General features: G+C 37.6%; 19 protein-coding genes and 1 pseudogene. 15 read left to right on the top strand and 5 right to left on the bottom strand.

What is annotated here, in order from left to right; genetic code table 11:
* The first annotated feature begins 101 nt into the window (after positions 1-101).
* From pyrB to pyrE, 8 genes are read left to right on the top strand one after another with little or no spacing between them, the layout of a single operon-like run.
* Complete coding sequence (gene pyrB / locus MHH42_RS19615; protein ID WP_000018838.1) at positions 102-1,016, top strand: aspartate carbamoyltransferase; 915 nt, start codon at positions 102-104, stop codon at positions 1,014-1,016.
* Entirely contained in the window at positions 1,000-2,286 is a 1,287-nt protein-coding gene (gene pyrC, locus MHH42_RS19610) for a dihydroorotase (RefSeq protein ID WP_001108362.1), read from the top strand. The genes pyrB and pyrC overlap by 17 nt, the downstream gene beginning before the upstream one ends.
* Positions 2,283-3,380: a carbamoyl phosphate synthase small subunit gene (locus tag MHH42_RS19605; protein WP_000828672.1), complete on the top strand. Its 1,098-nt coding sequence runs from the start codon at positions 2,283-2,285 to the stop codon at positions 3,378-3,380. The genes pyrC and MHH42_RS19605 overlap by 4 nt, the downstream gene beginning before the upstream one ends.
* Positions 3,365-6,583, top strand: coding sequence for a carbamoyl-phosphate synthase large subunit (carB, locus tag MHH42_RS19600; RefSeq protein WP_340893925.1), 3,219 nt, complete (start codon positions 3,365-3,367; stop codon positions 6,581-6,583). The genes MHH42_RS19605 and carB overlap by 16 nt, the downstream gene beginning before the upstream one ends.
* Positions 6,580-7,359 carry a dihydroorotate oxidase B electron transfer subunit gene (gene pyrK, locus MHH42_RS19595; RefSeq protein ID WP_000983363.1) on the top strand — a complete coding sequence of 260 codons (780 nt, stop codon included), beginning with the start codon at positions 6,580-6,582 and terminating at the stop codon, positions 7,357-7,359. The genes carB and pyrK overlap by 4 nt, the downstream gene beginning before the upstream one ends.
* Positions 7,356-8,285 (top strand): dihydroorotate oxidase B catalytic subunit, encoded by a 930-nt coding sequence (gene pyrD, locus MHH42_RS19590; protein ID WP_001081058.1) that lies wholly within the window; start codon positions 7,356-7,358, stop codon positions 8,283-8,285. Before pyrK ends, pyrD begins: the two co-directional genes overlap by 4 nt.
* On the top strand, positions 8,270-8,986 hold the full coding sequence (gene pyrF / locus MHH42_RS19585; RefSeq protein ID WP_000083496.1) for an orotidine-5'-phosphate decarboxylase: 717 nt from the start codon (positions 8,270-8,272) through the stop codon (positions 8,984-8,986). Before pyrD ends, pyrF begins: the two co-directional genes overlap by 16 nt.
* Positions 8,983-9,615 (top strand): orotate phosphoribosyltransferase, encoded by a 633-nt coding sequence (gene pyrE / locus MHH42_RS19580; RefSeq protein ID WP_000711460.1) that lies wholly within the window; start codon positions 8,983-8,985, stop codon positions 9,613-9,615. The genes pyrF and pyrE overlap by 4 nt, the downstream gene beginning before the upstream one ends.
* 90 nt (positions 9,616-9,705) lie before the next feature.
* Here pyrE and MHH42_RS19575 read toward each other — a convergent pair whose 3' ends face one another.
* Together MHH42_RS19575 and MHH42_RS19570 are read right to left on the bottom strand one after the other, a co-directional pair.
* Positions 9,706-9,960, bottom strand: a complete 255-nt coding sequence (locus MHH42_RS19575) for a YbeF family protein (RefSeq protein WP_016109029.1) — start codon at positions 9,958-9,960, stop codon at positions 9,706-9,708.
* A 165-nt stretch (positions 9,961-10,125) separates the two neighbouring features.
* Positions 10,126-11,512, bottom strand: a pseudogene (locus tag MHH42_RS19570) (hypothetical protein).
* A gap of 297 nt (positions 11,513-11,809) precedes the next feature.
* On the opposite strand from MHH42_RS19570, the gene MHH42_RS19565 reads away from it, so the two are divergent.
* Together MHH42_RS19565 and MHH42_RS19560 are read left to right on the top strand one after the other, a co-directional pair.
* The gene (locus MHH42_RS19565; RefSeq protein WP_033660283.1) at positions 11,810-12,184 is read left to right on the top strand and encodes a YoqO family protein; all 375 of its coding nucleotides are present in this window, start codon (positions 11,810-11,812) and stop codon (positions 12,182-12,184) included.
* A gap of 16 nt (positions 12,185-12,200) precedes the next feature.
* Positions 12,201-12,569, top strand: coding sequence for a YoqO family protein (locus MHH42_RS19560; RefSeq protein ID WP_001208472.1), 369 nt, complete (start codon positions 12,201-12,203; stop codon positions 12,567-12,569).
* A 32-nt stretch (positions 12,570-12,601) separates the two neighbouring features.
* Here the strand turns inward: MHH42_RS19560 and MHH42_RS19555 are convergent, their stop codons facing one another.
* The 3 genes from MHH42_RS19555 to MHH42_RS19545 all read right to left on the bottom strand — a co-directional run bounded on the left by MHH42_RS19555 (position 12,602) and on the right by MHH42_RS19545 (position 16,321).
* Positions 12,602-13,126 carry a DinB family protein gene (locus tag MHH42_RS19555; RefSeq protein ID WP_001012024.1) on the bottom strand — a complete coding sequence of 175 codons (525 nt, stop codon included), beginning with the start codon at positions 13,124-13,126 and terminating at the stop codon, positions 12,602-12,604.
* Positions 13,127-13,210: 84 nt separating this feature from the next.
* On the bottom strand, positions 13,211-14,281 hold the full coding sequence (locus tag MHH42_RS19550) for a M24 family metallopeptidase (protein ID WP_016109027.1): 1,071 nt from the start codon (positions 14,279-14,281) through the stop codon (positions 13,211-13,213).
* 330 nt (positions 14,282-14,611) lie between these two features.
* Positions 14,612-16,321, bottom strand: coding sequence for an Rqc2 family fibronectin-binding protein (locus MHH42_RS19545; protein ID WP_000863274.1), 1,710 nt, complete (start codon positions 16,319-16,321; stop codon positions 14,612-14,614).
* Between the two features lie 105 nt (positions 16,322-16,426).
* Here MHH42_RS19545 and MHH42_RS19540 point away from each other — a divergent pair, with 105 nt between their 5' ends.
* The 5 genes from MHH42_RS19540 to rpoZ all read left to right on the top strand — a co-directional run bounded on the left by MHH42_RS19540 (position 16,427) and on the right by rpoZ (position 21,302).
* Positions 16,427-19,150 (top strand): calcium-translocating P-type ATPase, SERCA-type, encoded by a 2,724-nt coding sequence (locus MHH42_RS19540; protein ID WP_070173711.1) that lies wholly within the window; start codon positions 16,427-16,429, stop codon positions 19,148-19,150.
* A 99-nt stretch (positions 19,151-19,249) separates the two neighbouring features.
* On the top strand, positions 19,250-20,125 hold the full coding sequence (locus MHH42_RS19535; RefSeq protein ID WP_000625871.1) for a YicC/YloC family endoribonuclease: 876 nt from the start codon (positions 19,250-19,252) through the stop codon (positions 20,123-20,125).
* A gap of 67 nt (positions 20,126-20,192) precedes the next feature.
* On the top strand, positions 20,193-20,456 hold the full coding sequence (remA, locus tag MHH42_RS19530; RefSeq protein ID WP_001251456.1) for an extracellular matrix/biofilm regulator RemA: 264 nt from the start codon (positions 20,193-20,195) through the stop codon (positions 20,454-20,456).
* Positions 20,457-20,469: 13 nt separating this feature from the next.
* Positions 20,470-21,087, top strand: coding sequence for a guanylate kinase (gmk, locus tag MHH42_RS19525; RefSeq protein ID WP_001257739.1), 618 nt, complete (start codon positions 20,470-20,472; stop codon positions 21,085-21,087).
* Positions 21,088-21,089: 2 nt separating this feature from the next.
* Entirely contained in the window at positions 21,090-21,302 is a 213-nt protein-coding gene (gene rpoZ / locus MHH42_RS19520) for a DNA-directed RNA polymerase subunit omega (RefSeq protein WP_000933967.1), read from the top strand.
* The last annotated feature ends 48 nt before the right edge of the window (positions 21,303-21,350 follow it).

Genomic DNA, 21,350 nt, shown 5'->3' with positions numbered 1-21,350 from the left:
TCCTTGCACCCTAGTCTCACATGACTAGGGTATTTTTATACAAATGTTGTTATAAATATCCATAAGTGCTATCATAAAAATCAGAAAGATGAGGGATGACGATGAGCCATTTGTTAACGATGAGTGAATTATCGGAACTAGAAATTTCAGAAATCCTAAAAGACGCAGAAGATTTCGCGAATGGGAAAGAGAGCAAAACAACAGAGCAAACTTTTGTTGCGAACTTGTTCTTTGAGAATAGTACGAGAACGAGATTTAGCTTCGAAGTTGCTGAGAAGAGATTAGGACTTGACGTATTAAACTTTTCAGCAGATTCATCTAGCGTACAAAAAGGAGAAACGTTATACGACACGATAAAAACACTGGAATCAATCGGAACAAAAGCGGTAGTCATCCGCCACGAGCAAGATCGTTACTTCGATGAGCTAAAAGATCAAGTAAACATTCCAATCTTAAATGCTGGAGATGGATGCGGAAATCATCCAACGCAATGTCTGCTCGACCTTCTGACAATTAAACAAGAGTTTGGAAGTTTTGAAGGTTTAAAGATTGCAATTGTTGGAGATATTCGCCATAGCCGAGTAGCACGATCCAATGCTGAAACATTAACGAAGCTTGGGGCAACGATTTATTTTGCAAGCCCAGAAGAGTGGAAAGATGAAAAAAACACATTTGGAACGTACAAAAACTTAGATGAGCTAGTTCCAGAAGTTGATGTAATGATGTTACTTCGTGTACAGCATGAGCGTCATGATCATTATGAAACAGACATTATGAAAGAGTATCATGAAAAACACGGATTAACGCTTGAAAGAGAAAAACGTATGAAAGAAGGAAGCATTATTATGCATCCAGCTCCTTTCAACCGGGATGTGGAAATTGCAAGTGAACTTGTTGAGTGTGAGCGTTCACGCATATTTAAACAAATGGAAAATGGAGTTTACGTAAGAATGGCTGTACTAAAACGCGCCTTACCAAATGTATTAGGAGGAATGAAACATGAATTATTTGTTTAAAAATGGTCGTTATATGAATGAAGAAGGAATAATCGTAGCAACAGATCTTCTCGTACAAGACGGTAAAATTGCGAAAGTAGCAGAAAATATTACGGCAGATAATGCTGAAGTAATCGATGTGAACGGAAAGTTAATCGCACCTGGATTAGTAGATGTACATGTACATCTTCGTGAGCCAGGTGGTGAACATAAAGAAACAATTGCAACAGGCACACTAGCAGCGGCAAAAGGTGGATTCACTACAATTTGCGCAATGCCAAATACACGTCCAGTACCAGATTGCAGGGAACATATGGAAGACTTACAAAAACGTATTAAAGAAAAAGCACACGTAAATGTATTACCATATGGAGCAATTACAGTACGTCAAGCAGGTTCTGAAATGACAGATTTCGAAACGTTAAAAGAGCTTGGAGCATTCGCTTTCACTGATGATGGAGTAGGCGTACAAGATGCGAGCATGATGCTAGCTGCTATGAAGCGTGCAGCGAAGTTGAATATGGCAGTAGTTGCACACTGTGAAGAAAATACACTTATTAATAAAGGTTGTGTACATGAAGGGAAGTTTTCTGAGAAACACGGATTAAACGGTATCCCATCAGTATGTGAATCTGTACATATTGCAAGGGATATACTGCTTGCTGAAGCGGCAGATTGTCACTATCACGTATGTCACGTAAGTACGAAAGGGTCTGTACGTGTAATCCGTGATGCAAAACGTGCTGGAATTAAAGTAACAGCAGAAGTAACACCGCATCACTTAGTGTTATGTGAAGATGATATCCCATCAGCTGATCCTAACTTTAAAATGAACCCACCGCTTCGTGGAAAAGAAGACCACGCAGCGTTAATTGAAGGGCTATTAGATGGAACGATCGATATGATCGCAACTGACCATGCACCGCATACAGCGGAAGAGAAAGCACAAGGAATTGAAAGAGCACCATTCGGAATTACTGGTTTTGAAACAGCATTCCCACTTCTATACACAAACCTTGTGAAAAAAGGAATTATTACATTAGAACAGTTAATTCAATTCTTAACAGAAAAACCAGCTGATACATTCGGTTTAGAAGCAGGTCGCCTGAAAGAAGGTAGAGTAGCTGATATTACAATCATTGATTTAGAACAAGAAGAAGAGATTGATCCAACAACATTCTTATCAAAAGGAAAAAATACACCATTCGCAGGTTGGAAATGCCAAGGATGGCCGGTAATGACAATCGTTGGCGGTAAGATCGCATGGCAAAAGGAGAGTGCATTAGTATGAAAAGACAACTTATCTTAGAAGATGGAACAGTATTAATTGGAAAAGGTTTCGGAGGCGAAATCGAAAAGTCAGGTGAGGTTGTATTTACAACAGGAATGACTGGATATCAAGAAACATTATCTGATCCATCATATTGCGGTCAAATCGTAACATTTACGTACCCATTAATCGGAAACTACGGCATTAACCGTGACGATTTTGAATCCATTCACCCATCTGTAAATGGTTTAATCGTAAATGAAATTTGTGATCATCCATCAAACTTCCGTAATGAAATTTCGTTAAATGATTACTTAAAAGAAAGAAACATTCCAGGATTAGCAGGAATTGATACGAGAAAATTAACGAGAAAAATTCGTCAATACGGTACATTACGCGGACGACTTTGTAACATGGATGCAGATGTAGAGTACATTGTGAGCCAATTAAAAGCGACAGTATTTACAGATCATGTAAAACGCGTATCAACGAAAGACCCATACCCAAGCCCAGGCCGTGGTCATCGAGTTGTACTTGTAGACTTCGGAATGAAACATGGTATTTTAAGAGAATTAAATAAGCGTGACTGTGATGTAATTGTAGTACCTTACAATACAACAGCAGAAGAGATTTTACGCCTTAGCCCAGATGGAATTATGTTAAGTAATGGACCTGGGGATCCAAAAGATGTACCAGAAGCAATTGAAATGTTAAAAGACATTATCGGTAAAGTTCCTTTATTCGGGATTTGCTTAGGACATCAGTTATTCGCATTAGCATCTGGTGCAAATACAAGTAAGTTGAAGTTCGGTCATCGTGGTTTAAATCATCCAGTAAAAAATCTTGCAACTGGAAAAGTAGCAATTACTTCTCAAAACCATGGATACGCAGTAGAAGAAGAGTCAGTTGAAAATACAAATCTTGAAATTACACATGTTGCTTTAAATGATGGAACAGTAGAAGGTCTTCGTCATACGAAGTTTCCAGCATTTACAGTACAATACCATCCAGAAGCTTCAGCGGGACCAGAAGATGCAAATGATTTATTCGAAGATTTCTTAGAAATGATTGAAAACTTCAAGAAAGAAGGGGAAGAGTTATGCCAAAACGCCTAGACATTAACACAATTTTAGTAATCGGATCAGGACCAATTGTAATTGGGCAAGCAGCAGAGTTTGATTACTCTGGTACACAAGCTTGTCAATCTCTTAGAGAAGAAGGTTACAAAGTAATCCTTGTTAACTCTAACCCAGCAACAATTATGACAGATACTGCAACAGCAGATAAAGTATATATAGAACCATTAACATTAGAATTCGTAAGCCGTATCATTCGTAAAGAACGTCCAGATGCAATCCTACCAACATTAGGTGGTCAAACAGGCCTAAATATGGCTGTTGAACTTGCGAAATCAGGCATACTTGAAGAATGCGGAGTTGAAATTTTAGGAACAAAATTATCAGCAATTGAGCAAGCGGAAGATCGTGATTTATTCCGTACATTAATGCAGGAATTAAATGAACCAATTCCATCTAGTACCATTATTCATACGCTAGAAGAAGCACATGAATTTGTAAAAGAAATTGGTTATCCAGTTATTGTTCGCCCAGCATTTACAATGGGGGGAACAGGTGGCGGAATCTGTAGTAATGAAGAAGAACTAATTGAAATCGTATCAGGTGGATTAAAACATAGTCCAGTAACACAATGTTTATTAGAAAAGAGCATTGCTGGTTGTAAGGAAATTGAATATGAAGTAATGCGTGATTCGAATGATAACGCGATTGTAGTATGTAACATGGAAAATATCGATCCAGTTGGGGTTCACACAGGTGATTCAATCGTTGTAGCACCGAGTCAAACATTAAGTGACCGTGAGTATCAACTGTTACGAAACACTTCATTACGAATTATTCGTGCATTAGGAATCGAAGGTGGCTGTAACGTACAGCTTGCACTAGATCCGCATAGCTTCCAATACTATGTAATCGAAGTAAATCCGCGTGTGAGTCGTTCATCTGCACTAGCATCTAAAGCAACTGGATATCCAATTGCGAAGTTAGCAGCGAAAATTGCAGTCGGTTTAACATTAGATGAAATTGTAAATCCAGTAACACAAAAAACATACGCTTGCTTCGAGCCAGCATTAGACTATGTCGTTTCAAAAATTCCACGTTGGCCATTTGATAAGTTCGAATCAGCAAACAGAACGCTTGGTACACAAATGAAGGCAACTGGTGAAGTTATGTCAATTGGACGTAACTTAGAGCAATCATTATTAAAAGCGGTTCGTTCTTTAGAGCTAGGGATTTATCACTTAGAATTAAACCATTTAAAAGAACTTGATAAAGAAACAATGAAAAAACGTATTATAAAAGCTGACGATGAGCGTCTGTTCGTTGTAGCAGAAGCAATCCGTCAAGGTGTAACGAAAGAAGAAATTAATTCATGGTGTGAAATGGACTTCTTCTTCTTACAAAAAATTGAAAACATCGTAAACATGGAACACGAAGTAAAAGAAAATGCAGGAAATATGGAAGTGTTACAATCTGCAAAAGAAATGGGATTCAGTGATCATTACATCGCCAATGCTTGGAACAAAACAGAGCGTGAAATTTACGATATGCGTAAAGAAAGTAATATGACTCCTGTTTATAAAATGGTAGATACTTGTGCGGCAGAGTTTGAATCTGCAACACCTTACTACTACAGCACATACGGTGACGAGAATGAATCGGTTATAACAGATCGTAAGAGTGTGGTTGTACTAGGGTCTGGTCCAATCCGTATCGGTCAAGGTGTTGAGTTTGACTACGCAACAGTTCACTCTGTATGGGCAATTAAAGAAGCTGGATATGAGGCAATCATTGTAAATAACAACCCAGAAACAGTTTCAACAGACTTCAGTATTTCTGACAAATTATACTTTGAACCATTAACGATTGAAGATGTAATGCACATTATCGATTTAGAAAAGCCAGAAGGTGTTATCGTACAATTCGGTGGACAAACGGCAATTAACTTAGCGGCGAAATTAGAAGAACACGGTGTGAAAATTTTAGGAACATCACTTGAAGATTTAGACCGCGCAGAAGATCGAGATAAATTCGAAGCTGCATTAACAAAATTAGGAATCCCGCAACCAGTTGGTAAAACAGCAACAACTGTAGAACAAGCGGTAGCAATCGCTGAAGAAATTGGTTACCCAGTATTAGTAAGACCATCTTACGTACTAGGTGGACGGGCGATGGAAATCGTATATCGTCAAGAAGAACTACTGCACTACATGAAAAATGCAGTTAAAGTTCATGCAGAGCATCCGGTATTAATCGACCGTTACATGGTTGGTAAAGAAATTGAAGTAGATGCAATTTCAGACGGTGAGAATGTGTTCATTCCAGGTATTATGGAACATATTGAACGCGCTGGAGTTCACTCTGGGGATTCAATTGGAGTATATCCACCACAAAGCTTATCTGACGAACTAAAAGAACAAATTATTGAACATACAATTGCACTTGGAAAAGGATTAAACATTGTTGGGTTACTAAATATCCAGTTTGTAGTATTCAAAGATCAAGTGTATGTAATTGAAGTAAACCCACGTGCGAGCCGTACAGTACCATTCTTAAGTAAAATTACAGGCGTACCGATGGCGAATGTTGCAACGAAAGTTATTTTAGGTCAAAACCTAATAGAGCAAGGATACGGAACGGGCTATCACCCAGAAGAGAAAGAAGTGTATGTAAAAGCACCAGTATTCTCATTTGCGAAACTACGCTCAGTTGATACAACATTAGGACCTGAAATGAAATCAACAGGGGAAGTAATGGGGAAAGACTTAACGCTTGAAAAAGCATTATACAAAGGGTTAGTTGCCTCAGGAATTAACATCCCAACGCACGGATCCGTAATCATCACTGTAGCGGATAAAGATAAAGAAGAGGCGATGGAAATTGCAAAACGTTTCCATGAAATCGGCTATAACTTATTAGCAACAGCTGGAACGGCACAAACATTAGCAGAGCAAAATATCCCAGTACAAGTTGTAAACAAAATTGATTCTGAAGACTACAACTTACTAGATATTATCCGCCAAGGAAAAGCACAGTTTGTAATCAATACATTAACAAAAGGAAAACAACCAGCGCGTGATGGTTTCCGCATTCGCCGTGAATCAGTAGAAAACGGTGTGGCTTGCTTAACATCACTTGATACAACGAGAGCAATCTTACGAGTATTAGAATCTATGACATTCTCAGCTCATTCAATGAAAGAAATTACGCAAACAAAGCGTCACGAGGTGGTACATGCATGATGCAAAAGCAAAATATGATCGTCGTTAACCAAAAAGAAATCGCAAAAAACATTTACGAATTAGTGCTTCAAGGAACATTAGTACAGCAAATGAACGAACCAGGGCAGTTTGTACACATTAAGGTAGCAGAGGGCATTGCGCCCCTTCTGCGCCGCCCGATTAGTATTTGTAATGTAGATCAAGAGAAGAACGAGTTTACAATGCTATATCGTGCGGAAGGACAAGGGACAAAAACATTAGCAACTAGAAAACAAGGTGAAATGGTAGATGTACTAGGACCACTAGGACACGGTTTTCCTGTAGAAGAAGCAGAAACAGGACAAACGGCTTTATTAGTAGGCGGGGGAATTGGGGTACCACCACTTTATGAATTATCACAGCGCCTCGTTGCAAAAGGGGTACGTGTGATTCACATCTTAGGTTTTCAAACGAAAGATGTTGTTTTCTATGAAGAAAAATTTGCAGAACTTGGTGATACGTACGTTGCAACAGTAGACGGCACACACGGTACAAAGGGATTTGTTACAGATGTAATTGATAATTACGGAATCGACTTTGACATTCTTTATTCATGTGGCCCGTTAGCGATGCTTCGTGCATTAGAGGGACGTTACAAAGAGAAAAAAGCCTATATTTCATTAGAAGAACGTATGGGTTGTGGTATTGGAGCTTGTTTCGCATGTGTATGCCACTTACAAGAAGATCCAAGTGGACATTCTTACAAGAAGGTGTGTAGCGACGGACCGGTATTTCCAATTGGGGAGGTTGTACTATGAACAGATTGCAAGTTGAATTACCAGGATTGTCATTAAAAAATCCAATTATACCGGCATCTGGATGCTTTGGATTTGGTCGTGAATATGCACAGTTTTACGATTTAAGTGTACTAGGATCAATCATGATTAAAGCGACGACAGAACAACCACGTTATGGAAATCCGACGCCTCGTGTTGCTGAAACACCAGGCGGCATGTTAAATGCAATCGGACTTCAAAACCCAGGTTTAGAAAAAGTAATGAATTCTGAATTACCATGGTTAGAACAATTTGATCTTCCAATCATTGCGAATGTTGCGGGCTCACAAGCTGAGGATTACGTAGCAGTTGCAAAGGAAATTTCTAAAGCGCCTAATGTCCATGCACTAGAATTAAATATTTCTTGTCCGAACGTAAAAACAGGTGGTATCGCTTTTGGTACAAATCCTGAAATTGCTGCTGATTTAACGAAGCGAGTAAAAGAGGTTTCTGAAGTACCTGTATACGTGAAATTGTCACCGAACGTGGCAAACATTGTGGAAATTGCAAAAGCGATTGAAAATGCAGGTGCAGATGGTTTAACGATGATTAATACATTGCTTGGTATGCGTCTAGATTTAAAAACAGCTCAACCAATTTTAGCAAACCGTACGGGCGGACTATCAGGTCCTGCGATTAAGCCAGTAGCAATTCGTATGGTACATGAAGTAAGCCAAGCGGTTAACATTCCAATTATCGGAATGGGTGGTATTGAGTCAGCAGAAGATGTAATTGAGTTCTTCTACGCTGGTGCAAGCGCAGTTGCAGTAGGTACAGCAAACTTCATAGATCCGTTCGTATGTCCGACAATTATTGAAGAGTTACCAGCATTACTAGATGAATTAGGATTTGATCACATTTCGGAATGTCAAGGAAGGAGCTGGAAGCAAACATGTCACAGTCGTTAATCGTTGCACTAGATTTTCCGGGGAAACAAGATGTAGAACAATTCTTGCGCCACTTTGAAGGGGAAGAGTTATTTGTCAAAGTTGGTATGGAGTTATTTTACAAAGAAGGCCCTGCGATTATTACGTACTTAAAAGAAAAAGGACATAAAATCTTTCTAGATTTAAAACTTCATGATATTCCGAATACAGTAAAAAGCGCTATGCGTAGCCTAGCTAGTCTAGATGTTGATATGGTAAATGTTCATGCTGCTGGGGGAAGCAGTATGATGAAAGCTGCGATTGAGGGATTAGAGGAAGGTAAGCAAGAAGGAAAAGAGAGACCGATTTGTATTGCAGTTACACAACTAACAAGCACTTCGGAAGCTATGATGAAAAAAGAGATCGGCATTGAGAAAACGTTAGAAGAAGCGGTTGCTCATTATGCAAAATTAACGAAAGAAAGTGGACTTGATGGCGTTGTTTGCTCAACGCTTGAAGTTCCAAAATTACGTGAAGTATGCGGGAATGAATTTGTAACAGTAACACCGGGGATCCGTCTTGCAAGCGATGATGTGAATGATCAGGTGCGCGTAGCAACACCGAAACGTGCGAGGGAACTTGGCTCAAGCTACATCGTAGTTGGACGTAGTATTACAAAAGCAGAAAATCCGCTTGAAGCGTATAAAACAGTAAAACAACAGTGGGAAGGTGTAACAGTATGAAAAAAGAAATCGCATCGCATTTATTAGAAATTGGAGCAGTATTTTTACAACCGAATGATCCATTCACTTGGTCTTCAGGTATGAAATCACCAATTTATTGTGATAACCGTTTAACTTTATCTTATCCAAAAGTACGTCAAGCGATTGCAGCTGGATTAGAAGAGTTAATTAAAGAGCACTTCCCAACTGTAGAAGTTATTGCAGGAACAGCAACTGCTGGTATTGCGCACGCTGCATGGGTAAGCGATCGTATGAATTTACCAATGTGCTACGTACGTAGTAAAGCAAAAGGCCACGGTAAAGGGAATCAAATTGAAGGAAAAGCTGAAAAAGGTCAAAAAGTTGTAGTAGTAGAAGACTTAATTTCAACTGGTGGTAGTGCAATTACATGTGTAGAAGCACTTCGCGAAGCAGGCTGTGAAGTATTAGGAATCGTATCAATCTTCACATACGAGTTAGAAGCAGGAAAAGAAAAACTAGAAGCAGCTAACGTAGCATCATACTCTTTAAGCGACTACAGTGCATTAACTGAAGTAGCAGCAGAAAAAGGTATGATCGGACAAGCTGAAACGAAAAAATTACAAGAGTGGCGTAAAAATCCAGCTAACGAAGCTTGGATCACAGCGTAATATGAAAAAAGACGACTGTGGGGGAACGCGGTCGTCTTTTTATATAAATTCAAGCAAATTCCCATCAATATCAAAGCCCCTTACTACTAACTACTTAGTGCTTTCTACAAATTCATATCCTTTCACAAACAAGAGAGTCATATAAGAAACAATAAATGAGAAAATGCTATACATGCCAATCCAAAAGAAAAATTTTGGAGTAAAAGCGATGACACCTAGTATTAAAAAACTAGCAAACGTTACAATCGGCATTACGTAATATGTTTGCGTCTTGCGGGTTCCAATAACAGAAACGATAAAGATAAGTAATGGACAAATTAATAAGACGAGAATCAATTCATTCATAGTTATGTCCCCTTTTCGAATGGAAGTAATCTGTTTCTCGTAAACGTTTTGAAATAAATACTCTCCTAATATAACTTCGCTAACATATACATAATCCCTTTTGAAAGTCCGTAATAAATGATTGATTTCACAATAAAAAAGTAAGCAAGAGAACACCTGCTTACTTTATAGAATAAACATCGCAACGATTGTGGTGACAATTAAGCCAATTATAACTGGTAAAAAGTTTCGGCGTGCAAGTTCAAATGGATCTACTTTACAAATGGCAGCGGCAGGAATAAGCGCCCAAGGAATTAAAGTCCCGCCTCCGGTCCAGATTGCAGCAATTTGCCCAAGTGCTTGTTAATGTAGCTGTTCCATTCCCCAGTGCTGTGCCGAAAAGATTGGCAATCGAACCAGCAAGTGATATACCGGAAAAGCCAGATCCATCTAACCCTGTTATGACACCAACGATAGTTAGTGTTCCCGCTGATACATATTGGTTTAAAGGAACAGTTTGAGATAAGGCGATTCCTAAGTCGTTAATGATTCCGTGTGAACCTTTCGGTAAATAGTCCCCGATAATTTTTACAAATCCGCTATCCCCTAAATAAAAAAGTGCAGCAATTGGGATAACTGGACCAAAGATTTTAAATCCAAATTGGAGCCCTTCTATAAAATAATCGGTCGTTTTATTCAGGCCATTTCCTTTGTAGGCGATGAGAGCAATAATGATAATCATAATAACAGTCGTCCCGCCAATAAGTGCTGTTGCATCGCTTCCTTGTAGTTTAAATTGAATCATGCAAAGGATATCAATGATATATACGATAGGGATACATATGGCGAGCCATTTCTTTATGTGAGGAGATAATAAAATGATAGTTTTGGATGGTTCAGTTGCTGAAGAAGAGTCTTGCAACGATAAGCCTGTATGAAATTCTTTTCGTAAGAAGAAAAAAGCAACAGAAGTTGTAACAACGCCCATAACGATAACGAGGGGGACACTTGCGGATACGACGCTAGAAACTGGTAAACCAGCTGCATCCGCTGTTAATTTCGGGGCACCTTGAATAACGAAGTCGCCGGATAAAGCAATTCCGTGTCCAAATAAGTTCATAGCAATTGAAACCCCAATTGGTGGCAGGCCGACGCGTACAGCGACGGGTAATAAAATAGCCCCCATTAACGCGACAGCTGGGGAAGGCCAAAAGAAGAAAGAAATTGTCATCATTAAAAGGCCGATAATCCAGTAGGCAAGTGTAGGTGTACGAATCATCTTTGTAAATGGTGAAATCATCGTATCATTTATGCCAGTATGAACGAGTAGGTTACTCATCGATACGATAATGGAGATGATCAATATAGTTGGTAATAGTTCAGTTATGGCATAAATAAAACTTTGAAAAATACTGCTAACGGCAAGAGGGATAGAACTTGTAGCGGTTAATGCTAATAAAAAGATGAAAATGATACAAATAATCGTTGTATCTTTTCTAAAAATAAAAAAGGTAATAATAGTGAGTAAACAAAGAATATAGAGAGCATGTAAAAGCGTTAATTCAACTCCCACAACATTCACATCCTTTAGGCGTTCGTGTAGTTCATTGTATGAAAGCGGTGAATGTATGTGAGTATAGGGAAAAAATAAAATTTCATGTACTGTAATGGTAAGGGTATAAAATGGATGTTACAATACAATTAATCCTAAAAATGGAATTAGAGGAGGGCGTATGCGCAAAAAAAGTTGGTTTTTGGGGATTTATCCCGCATTAACGGGCAGTAAGATTCCCACTTTAAAAGTTGGCGAATGCGAGGGAGTTAGGTAGGAAATCAACTGCCCGTAAAAGCCCGATTGGTTCAACTAATAATCCGTGGGGGACACCCCCATGGATTAAAGTTTCACTTTATCATTTCTTGTAGTCTATTAATCATTTTAGATCTATTTACAAACAACGAATGGATAAGTATTATGCCTGTTCTCGGGTTTGTGTTTTTGCTTTTATCTCGCTGGGATGACATGAAACAGCATAGTAAGAAAAGTATTGGAATTATGATAGATATCATTGTTGTTAGTTCATTTGTAGTAGGTTTTATTTTAATAGAAGGTCAGAAGCAAATGGAGCAAATGTCTATTTTTCAACAATGGATGTCGTCTGCGAAAGGTCTTTATTTTGTAATTGTAGTCGTTATTTTCCTAAGAGTCATGATAAGAATAGGGAGTTATATAGTAAAGAGCGAATAGAATGGGGGTAGTACGAATGAGAGAGAAAGTAGGGTATTATGGTGTGCTCGGTTGTTTAATAGTATCTATCATTTCAGCACAATTTTTAAAAAGTGAATGGACACCATTTATATTATGTATAGGCATATTCATTTTTGCTCCCTTGTACCGCTGGAAAGAGTGGAAAACGTATAGTCGGAAAAAGAAAATTATTTATAGCATTGAGTTTGTTATTATAATTAGTACAATTCCGTTCTTGCTAAAAAAAGGTTATGAACAAATGAATGACATAGCAATTTTTCAAGGGTGGTTACTTGTTGCAAAATGGTTATACTTACTATTCATTTTAATAGTGGTAACAGCTATTGCTAAAAAAGCAAACAGGAAAATATTTGTAAATGAATAAAAGAAAGTGCCACCGGATAAGGTGGCACTTTCTTATTTTACTGAATGAGCTTTTTGCATCTTTTTTATTAAACGAATTTGTCCACGATGGTTAATTTCATCTTCAAATACGTGGAACCATTTAAAGTAGTTATTTGCTGGTTTGTCATGCCAAAAGTCTGTCGTTTTAAATAACCATTCCTCAGGTAAGGATTGAAAAGTTTCAATTGTTTTAGAGCGTACTTCTTGTAATGTATGGATGTAAAATTCGATGGAGTTTCCTTTTATTTTTTCTCGTCCAATAGCCCCTAACTCTACAGCAGGTAACCAACGTTCTAATTCGGCATCTGTCGGTTCACGATCCTCAAAGGTATGAATTTGGTAATAAAATTCAATAGCAGCCATGTGATATAATAGCATGCCAATTGAATTTGCTTCTTCGTCATATAAATAATCAAGTTCATCAATTGTTAAACCTTCCACTGCTTGCATCGTTGTGTAACGGGCGTAATTCATCATGGAAACAAGTTTTGAAAATTCAAGCTGTAAACCATCTATCTTATCGATTACAAAATTCAATTTAAATTCCCCCTCTTTAAACGAATACTCCAGAGAAGGAATTCTATGTGTAGAGAAAAACTCCTTTTAAAAAGGGCCATGATTTTAACAAGGGATAACAATTAGTTCTCTATTTGATTTTGTAATAACTTCATAGCCTTCTTTTGTAATGACGATATCGTCTTCAATTCTACAACCGCCCCAGTTTGGTATGTAAATGCCCGGCTCAACTGTAACAACCATACCTTCTTGTAAAGTTGCCTTACTTTCTTGGGATAGGCGAAGCGGTTCATGTATTTCTAACCCAAGACCGTGCCCGGTAGAGTGGCCAAAGTATTGACCGTATCCATGTTCTGTAATGTAATCTCTCGTTACATCATCGATACTTTTCGCAGTTTCTCCAGGCTTAATTGCTTCAGTTCCACGTTTTAATGCTTCTCGTACAACATTGTATATTTTTTTGAATTCTTCTGACGGTTCTCCGATCGCTACAGTACGTGTTATATCGGAACAATATCCGTCGTAAAGTGCACCGAAGTCTAATGTAACGATATCGCCTCGTTCGATTATTTTATTTGATGCAACGCCATGAGGAAGAGAAGAACGAACGCCAGAAGCTACAATGATTTGGAATGATGAAGATGTAGCTCCTTTTTTTCGCATGAAAAATTCTAACTCATCTCGTACATCAGTTTCACTTATTCCTGGTTTTAGAAAGGTAAGGATGTGGTGAAATGCTTCGTCAGCAATAGTAGCTGCAATTTTCATTGTTTCTATTTCAGGCGTGTCTTTAATAATACGAATATTTTCGATGATTTCGCACACTTGAATCATTTCCGCATGTACGTATTTTTGTAAGTTTTTATATTGTTGCAATGTTATGTTATTTTCTTCAATTCCAAGTTTTTGAATGTTTAATCTGGATACTTGATTGGCAACTTCTTCTTCCAAATTCCCTTTATGCATAATGATTTCCGCGTCTTTTATTTGTACTTTGGCTTGATCTACATAGCGAAAATCAGTTATGAAAACAGCTTGATCTGCAGAGAGTAAGACGACACCAGCACTACCTGTAAAGCCTGTTGCATATTGGCGATTTTCTTTTTTTGTAATAAGTAATCCGTCAAGTCCATAATGATGTAGTTGATTTTGGATTTTATCAATTTTTAAAGTCATGTTAATTCCTCCTTTTCACAGTATTGAATAAAGCAAATAGCGTGCCAAAATATATACTAGGGAAAATAAACGATTATCCAGCTATTTTGTGGGAGGCGTGCCGTTAATAAAATTCAGATTGCAATTAGTAGGGGATAAAAACATTGACTTGAGTTGAACATTATATACATACTGTAAAAAAATTTATACAAATGCGTAATGACACTGTCAATCTTTTTGACAATATATAAAATGACAAAAGAAAGATAGTGTGAATTAGTTAACGGATATAGGAACGAATGTGAATGAATATAAAAAATGCGTTGCTATCTAGCAACGCATTTTTTATATTTACGCTTTTAATTTCATTACGATGTCAGCATCTGGTGTTACATATACTGTTTGTTGGTTATCGTACGTAACGAATCCAAGCTTTGCACCACTCGGTTTTTTCACATGGCGTATTTTTGTAAAATCAACAGGTACAGAGCTAGACTCTTTTGCTTTACTGTAATAAGCGGCAATTTTTGCAGCTTCTAGTAAAGTTTCTTCAGCAGGTTCTAAAGAACGAATGACAACGTGAGAACCAGGTATGTCTTTCGTATGTAACCAAATTTCATCCCGACGGGCAAATTTCGTTGTTAAATAATCATTTTGCTTATTGTTTTTACCAACGAAAATCTCTGTACCGTCACTAGCTACATATTTATCTAATACTGGTTTTGTAGGCTTTTTCTTTGCATTTTTCGTCTTACGATTACGCACATATCCTTCTTCGGCTAATTCCTCACGAATTTCTTCAATATCTTTTGAAGAAGCAGCTTCCATTTGTTGAAGTAAGCTATCAAAATAAAGAATTTCTTCATTGGTTTTTTCGATTTGTTCTTCTACCACAACAACTGAATTTTTTGCTTTTTGGTATTTTTGGAAATAGCGTTGTGCATTGTCAGACGGTGTTTTTAAAGGATCTAATGTGATTTTTACAGTACCGCCATTTTCATCGTAATAATTAACGACCTCAATATCTTTATCGCCTTTTTTCAAAGCGTACATATTGGCTGTAAGTAGCTCTCCAAATAGTTGATATTTATCTGCTTTTCCAGCATCTTGTAATGTTTTTTCAAGTTTAATAAGTTTTTTCTCATTTTTGTTTTTTTCGTTTTGCATAAAGCGTTCTAAATCATGAGCTTGTTGTTTTACACGGTCTCGCTCCGCTTTTCCGAAAAAGAAACGGTCTAACAATTCACTAACAGATGAGAATGTTTTTTCTTCTCCTTGCAAGTGTGTAAGAGGGAAAAGATAAAAGAATTCTTTTCCGTTTGCAGTAATCATTGTTGGTGAATATGTATGAGTTAGTAATGGTTTTTGTATGGAGAAAAACGCTTCAGATAATGCTTTTTCATTTGCCATACCTGCTTTTTTTACAACTTCTTTTGCGAATAATGGGGAAATTCCCATAAATGCTCCGACAAGTTGTTTGTCCATGTTTCCGGATAAAAAGTCTAGCGGTCTAATAAAATCAGCTGCTGTTTCGATAAGAAGCGGATTAACCTTATGTTGTGCTGGAGGGGCAACATATTCAGCTCCAGCATATACAGTACGATGGCGGTTTACCGCTAAAGATATGTGTTTTAAGCTATCTAAAATAACATTTGTTTTCGTATCTACTAAGATAATGTTACTGTGTCGTCCCATTATTTCGATTACTAATGTTTTTAATGATTCGTCTCCGATTTCATTCCGACTGCGAACTGTAATTTGAATAATACGTTCTAAGTCAATTTGTTCAATTTTTTCAATAAATCCGCCTTCTAAATGTTTACGAAGAAGCATACAAAACATCGGCGGTATTGCTGGTGAATCGTAGTTTTGATTCGTTAAGTGCATACGCGCATATGTAGGGTGAGACGAAAGAATTAGTTTTTGGTTCTTTCCGTTTGCTCGAATATGTAATAAAATCTCGTATTTTGAAGGTTGATATATTTTGGAAATTCTTCCTGTGTAAAGAGAATTTGCAATTTCATGTGTAATTGCTCTTGTAAATAATCCATCGAATGCCATAAATGAACACTCCTTTCTAACTAAAAGTTAATTATAGCATTTTTTTGGACGAGGCTGAATAAGCTTTCAATAGAGTATGTCTGGAATCAGGAGGTCGATGGCAGGATGAACTGGTATGGAATGCGGGCACATGAAGTGGAAGAAAGAACGAATACGAATGTAAAGGTTGGACTTACAGAGAAAGAAGCAGAAGGGCGAATTAAGAAATTTGGTACAAATGAATTAGAAGAAGCAAAAAGGCCTTCTGCACTAATGGTATTTTTAGCACAATTTAAAGATTTTATGGTACTTGTTTTATTTGGAGCAACAATTGTTTCTGCATTTTTAGGTGAATATATTGATTCTATAGCTATTGTTGCCATTGTCATTATCAATGGTATTCTAGGTTTTTTTCAAGAAAGAAAGGCTGAAAAATCATTGGAAGCTTTAAAAGAACTAGCCGCCCCGCAAGTTACGGTAATGAGGAATGGAAAGTGGGTAAAGGCACCATCTAAAGCACTTGTTTTAGGTGATGTTATTAAATTTTCCAGTGGTGATCGTATTGGGGCTGACGTCCGTCTCGTTGAGGCATCGAGTTTATATATCGAAGAGTCTGCCCTGACAGGAGAGTCAGTACCTGTACAAAAGAAGATAGAAGCATTGCAAGGGCAAGATGTTTCAATTGGTGATCAAAAAAATATGGCTTTTATGGGTACGATGATTACGCGAGGATCTGGAACAGGAGTCGTTGTAGCGACTGGTATGAATACCGCAATGGGCCAAATTGCAAATATGTTGCAAAATGCAGAGCAAATGGAAACACCACTGCAAAGAAGATTAGAGCAACTCGGGAAAATATTAATTATTGTAGCTCTTATTTTGACAGCACTCGTTGTATTAGCAGGTGTGTATCAAGGGAATGAAGTATACCATATGTTTTTAGCAGGTGTATCCTTAGCTGTTGCTGCTATTCCAGAAGGATTGCCCGCAATCGTTACAGTAGCTTTATCACTTGGTGTACAGCGTATGATAAAAAAGAGAGCAATTGTAAGAAAGTTACCAGCTGTAGAAACATTAGGTTGTGCTTCTGTAATTTGTTCTGATAAAACAGGAACAATGACACAAAACAAAATGATGGTAACACATATGTGGTCAGGTGGAGAGTTGTGGAAAGTGACTGGTCAAGGATATGAACCTAATGGATCTTTTATGAAAGGTGAAATAGAAGTTAATCCAGCTAAGACAAAAGCGCTTTATCAGCTACTTACATTCGGTTCACTATGTAACAATGCGAATATTATTCAAAAGAAAAAGGCGTATGTATTAGATGGGGATCCAACAGAGGGAGCACTTGTAGCTGCAGCAATGAAAGCGGGAATAACACGTGATGCACTGAAAGGGAAGTTCGAGATTATTCGTGAGTTCCCATTTGATTCGACTCGAAAGATGATGAGTGTTATTATCCGTGATCGAGATGGGAAAAAGTTTGTTGTTACGAAAGGAGCTCCAGACGTCCTCCTGCAAATGAGCCAAACAATCTTATGGGGTGATAAGCAGCAACCGATGAGTGAGTTATATAGAAAAGAAGTACAGGCGGCTATTCATAGTTTAGGTAGCCAAGCGCTTCGAACAATTGCGGTTGCATTTAAGCCATTAAAAGTAACAGATTCCACTGAACATGAGAGAGATGTTGAAAAAGATTTTATGTTAATCGGGATACAAGGTATGATCGATCCGCCAAGACCAGAGGTAGCGCAGGCGGTAAAAGAGTGTAAAGAAGCTGGTATTCGAACAGTGATGATTACAGGAGATCATAAAGTAACAGCGATGGCGATTGCGGAACAATTAGGGGTTTTACCACCAGGAGGTCGTGTGGTGGAAGGTGTTGAGCTAGCAAATATGGATATAGAGGAACTAGAAAATGTTGTAGAAGATACTTACGTATTTGCTCGTGTATCACCAGAACATAAATTAAAAATTGTTAAATCATTGCAAAATAAAGGGCATATAGTAGCGATGACAGGAGATGGAGTAAACGATGCACCAGCTATAAAAACAGCGGATATTGGGATAGCGATGGGTATTACAGGAACAGACGTTGCGAAAGAAGCTTCTTCGCTTGTATTGTTAGATGATAACTTTGCTACGATTAAATCAGCGATTAAAGAAGGTAGAAACATATACGAAAATATTCGAAAGTTTATTCGATATTTGTTAGCATCAAACGTCGGCGAAATTTTAGTTATGTTATTTGCGATGTTACTGGCACTGCCATTGCCGATGGTTCCAATTCAAATATTATGGGTGAACTTAGTTACCGACGGTTTACCAGCGATGGCATTAGGTTTGGATAAGGCGGAAGGAGATGTGATGAAGAGAACGCCGCGGCATCCGAAAGAGGGAGTATTCGCCAGAGGGCTTGCCTGGAAAATTATAAGTCGAGGGTTCCTCATTGGAGCAGTGACGTTAGTAGCGTTTATTATCGCATATAATCAACATCCGAATGAACTGAAATATGCACAGACAGTAGCATTTGCGACTTTGGTACTTGCGCAACTTATTCATGTGTTTGATTGCCGAAGTGAACATTCTGTCTTTCATCGCAATCCATTTGGGAACGTGTATTTAGTAGGGGCTGTTATCATTTCATTGTTGTTAATGCTCGTTGTTATTTATTATCCACCGTTACAACCAATTTTTAGTACAATGCCAATACAAGCAAGAGATTGGTTGTTAATTGGAGGTTTGTCATCAATTCCGACTTTCTTATTAGTAGGTTCTTTATTAACAAGGAAAAAAGGTAAGGAGAAAAAGCCACTTTTATATAAGAAGGGATTAAACTTGAAATAGTCAATGATATGAAAATGTGATATAATTTACAGAAGGTAGTAGAGCCTTGTCTCTATTACCTTTTTCATTGAGTTATTTCATGGCTTGGATGTGATAAAAATGATTTCTAGTATGACAGGGTTTGGAAGGTCGAAAGTAGAAAGTGATACTTTTCAGATTACAGTAGAAATGAAATCGGTGAACCACCGTTTTCTTGAGATGAGTATTCGACTTCCGAAGCAAATGATGGTATTTGAAGACAAAATTCGTAAAATAATCGCACAGCAAGTTCGACGTGGGCGCATTGAAGTGTCTATTAGTATAACGGGTGAAGGGCTTGTTGAAAGAAAATTAAGTGTGAATTGGTCGCTTCTCAAGCAGTACCAATCGATGATGGAAGATATAAAAGGAAAATTTCAATTGCAAGATTCTATTACACTTGGGCAATTAATGGCAATGCCAGAAGTAACGGCAATTGAAGAAATAGAAAACGTAAATGAACAATTTGAGAATAGTTTATATGAGGCTGTTCGCCAAGCTGCTCAAATGTTGAAAACGATGAGAGATGGCGAAGGAGAACGATTACATAAAGATATGGCGTATCGTTTACAAGAGATTCACAATTGTGTAAATGCAATTATTCCACATGCACCGATTGTTACACAAAAATATCGTGAACGATTAGAAAATCGCTTAAAGGAATTACATAATCAAGATCTAGACGAACAAAGATTGCTAACAGAAGTCGCGATGTTTGCAGAGCGTTGTGATATTCATGAAGAGTTAGTTCGTTTACAAAGTCATTTAGAACAATTTCGTGAAACACTGCAGATTGAAGAGCCTGTTGGAAGAAAAATGGACTTCATCGTGCAAGAGATGCATCGAGAAATTAATACGATTGGTTCGAAGGCAAATGACTTAACAATTTCAAAATATGTTGTAGAAATGAAAAATAACCTTGAAAAAATTCGTGAACAAGTACAAAATATTGAGTAGCTTTCAAAAAATATATAAAGTTATACGTGGTGGAGAAATCGGATAGACTTACTAGGAGGCGCAAACTATGGCCATGCGGTTTTTAAATATTGGATACGGAAATATTGTATCTGCTCATCGAATTATTGCTATTGTAAGTCCGGAGTCAGCTCCTATTAAACGAACAGTACAGGAAGCACGTGAACATAATGCTTTACTAGATGCTACGTATGGGAGAAAAACAAGGGCGGTTATTGTTATGGATGATGGGCATGTTGTATTAAGTCCAATTCAGCCAGAGACGATTGCACATCGTTTGAATAATAAAGAAGATTTAAGTGAGGAAGGGTAGGTTTTACATATTTATGAGAAGTAGAAGAGGATTGCTCATCGTTCTTTCAGGACCTTCTGGGGTTGGTAAAGGAACGGTTCGAAAAGAGCTGTTTAGCCATGAGGATACACGTTTTCAATACTCTATTTCAGTAACGACACGTAAGCCGCGTGAAGGTGAAGTAGATGGTGTGGATTATTTCTTTAAAGAGAGAGAAGAATTTGAGGAAATGATTCGTAATGAAAAATTACTTGAGTGGGCTGAGTTCGTAGGTAATTATTACGGAACACCGATTGACTATGTTGAAAAAACATTACAAGAAGGAAAAGATGTATTCTTAGAAATTGAAGTGCAAGGAGCAATTCAAGTTAAGAAAGCTTTCCCAGAAGGTGTATTTATTTTCTTAGCACCCCCAAGTTTATCTGAGCTAAAAAACCGAATTGTCGGCCGTGGTACAGAAACTGAAGATGTTATTGAAAATCGCTTAACTGTAGCGAAAGAAGAAATCGAAATGATGGACGCTTACGACTATGTTGTAGAAAATGATCAAGTTGAATTAGCTTGTGATAGAATTAAAGCAATTGTGGTTGGTGAACATTGCCGCCGCGAAAGAGTAGCAAAATATTATAAAGAAATGACGGAGGGTCTATAATTATGTTAAATCCATCAATTGATTCATTATTAACAAAAATCGATTCTAAATATACACTTGTAACAGTAGCTGCAAAGCGTGCACGTGAAATGCAACTTGCTAACAACTGTGTTATTGAACAACCTGTTTCTCATAAATGTGTAGGTAAAGCATTAGAAGAAATCGATGTAGAAGTGTTAAAATATGTACCAAGCGAAGGCAAAATAATTGATTAAGATATTATTTTCGACAAATTAAAACATAGACTTTATAATTTTCTATGT

It is taken from the genome of Bacillus sp. FSL L8-0099 (assembly GCF_038006385.1).
GTDB classification, from domain to species: domain Bacteria; phylum Bacillota; class Bacilli; order Bacillales; family Bacillaceae_G; genus Bacillus_A; species Bacillus_A toyonensis.
This window is presented reverse-complemented; position numbering and strand designations above follow the sequence as displayed.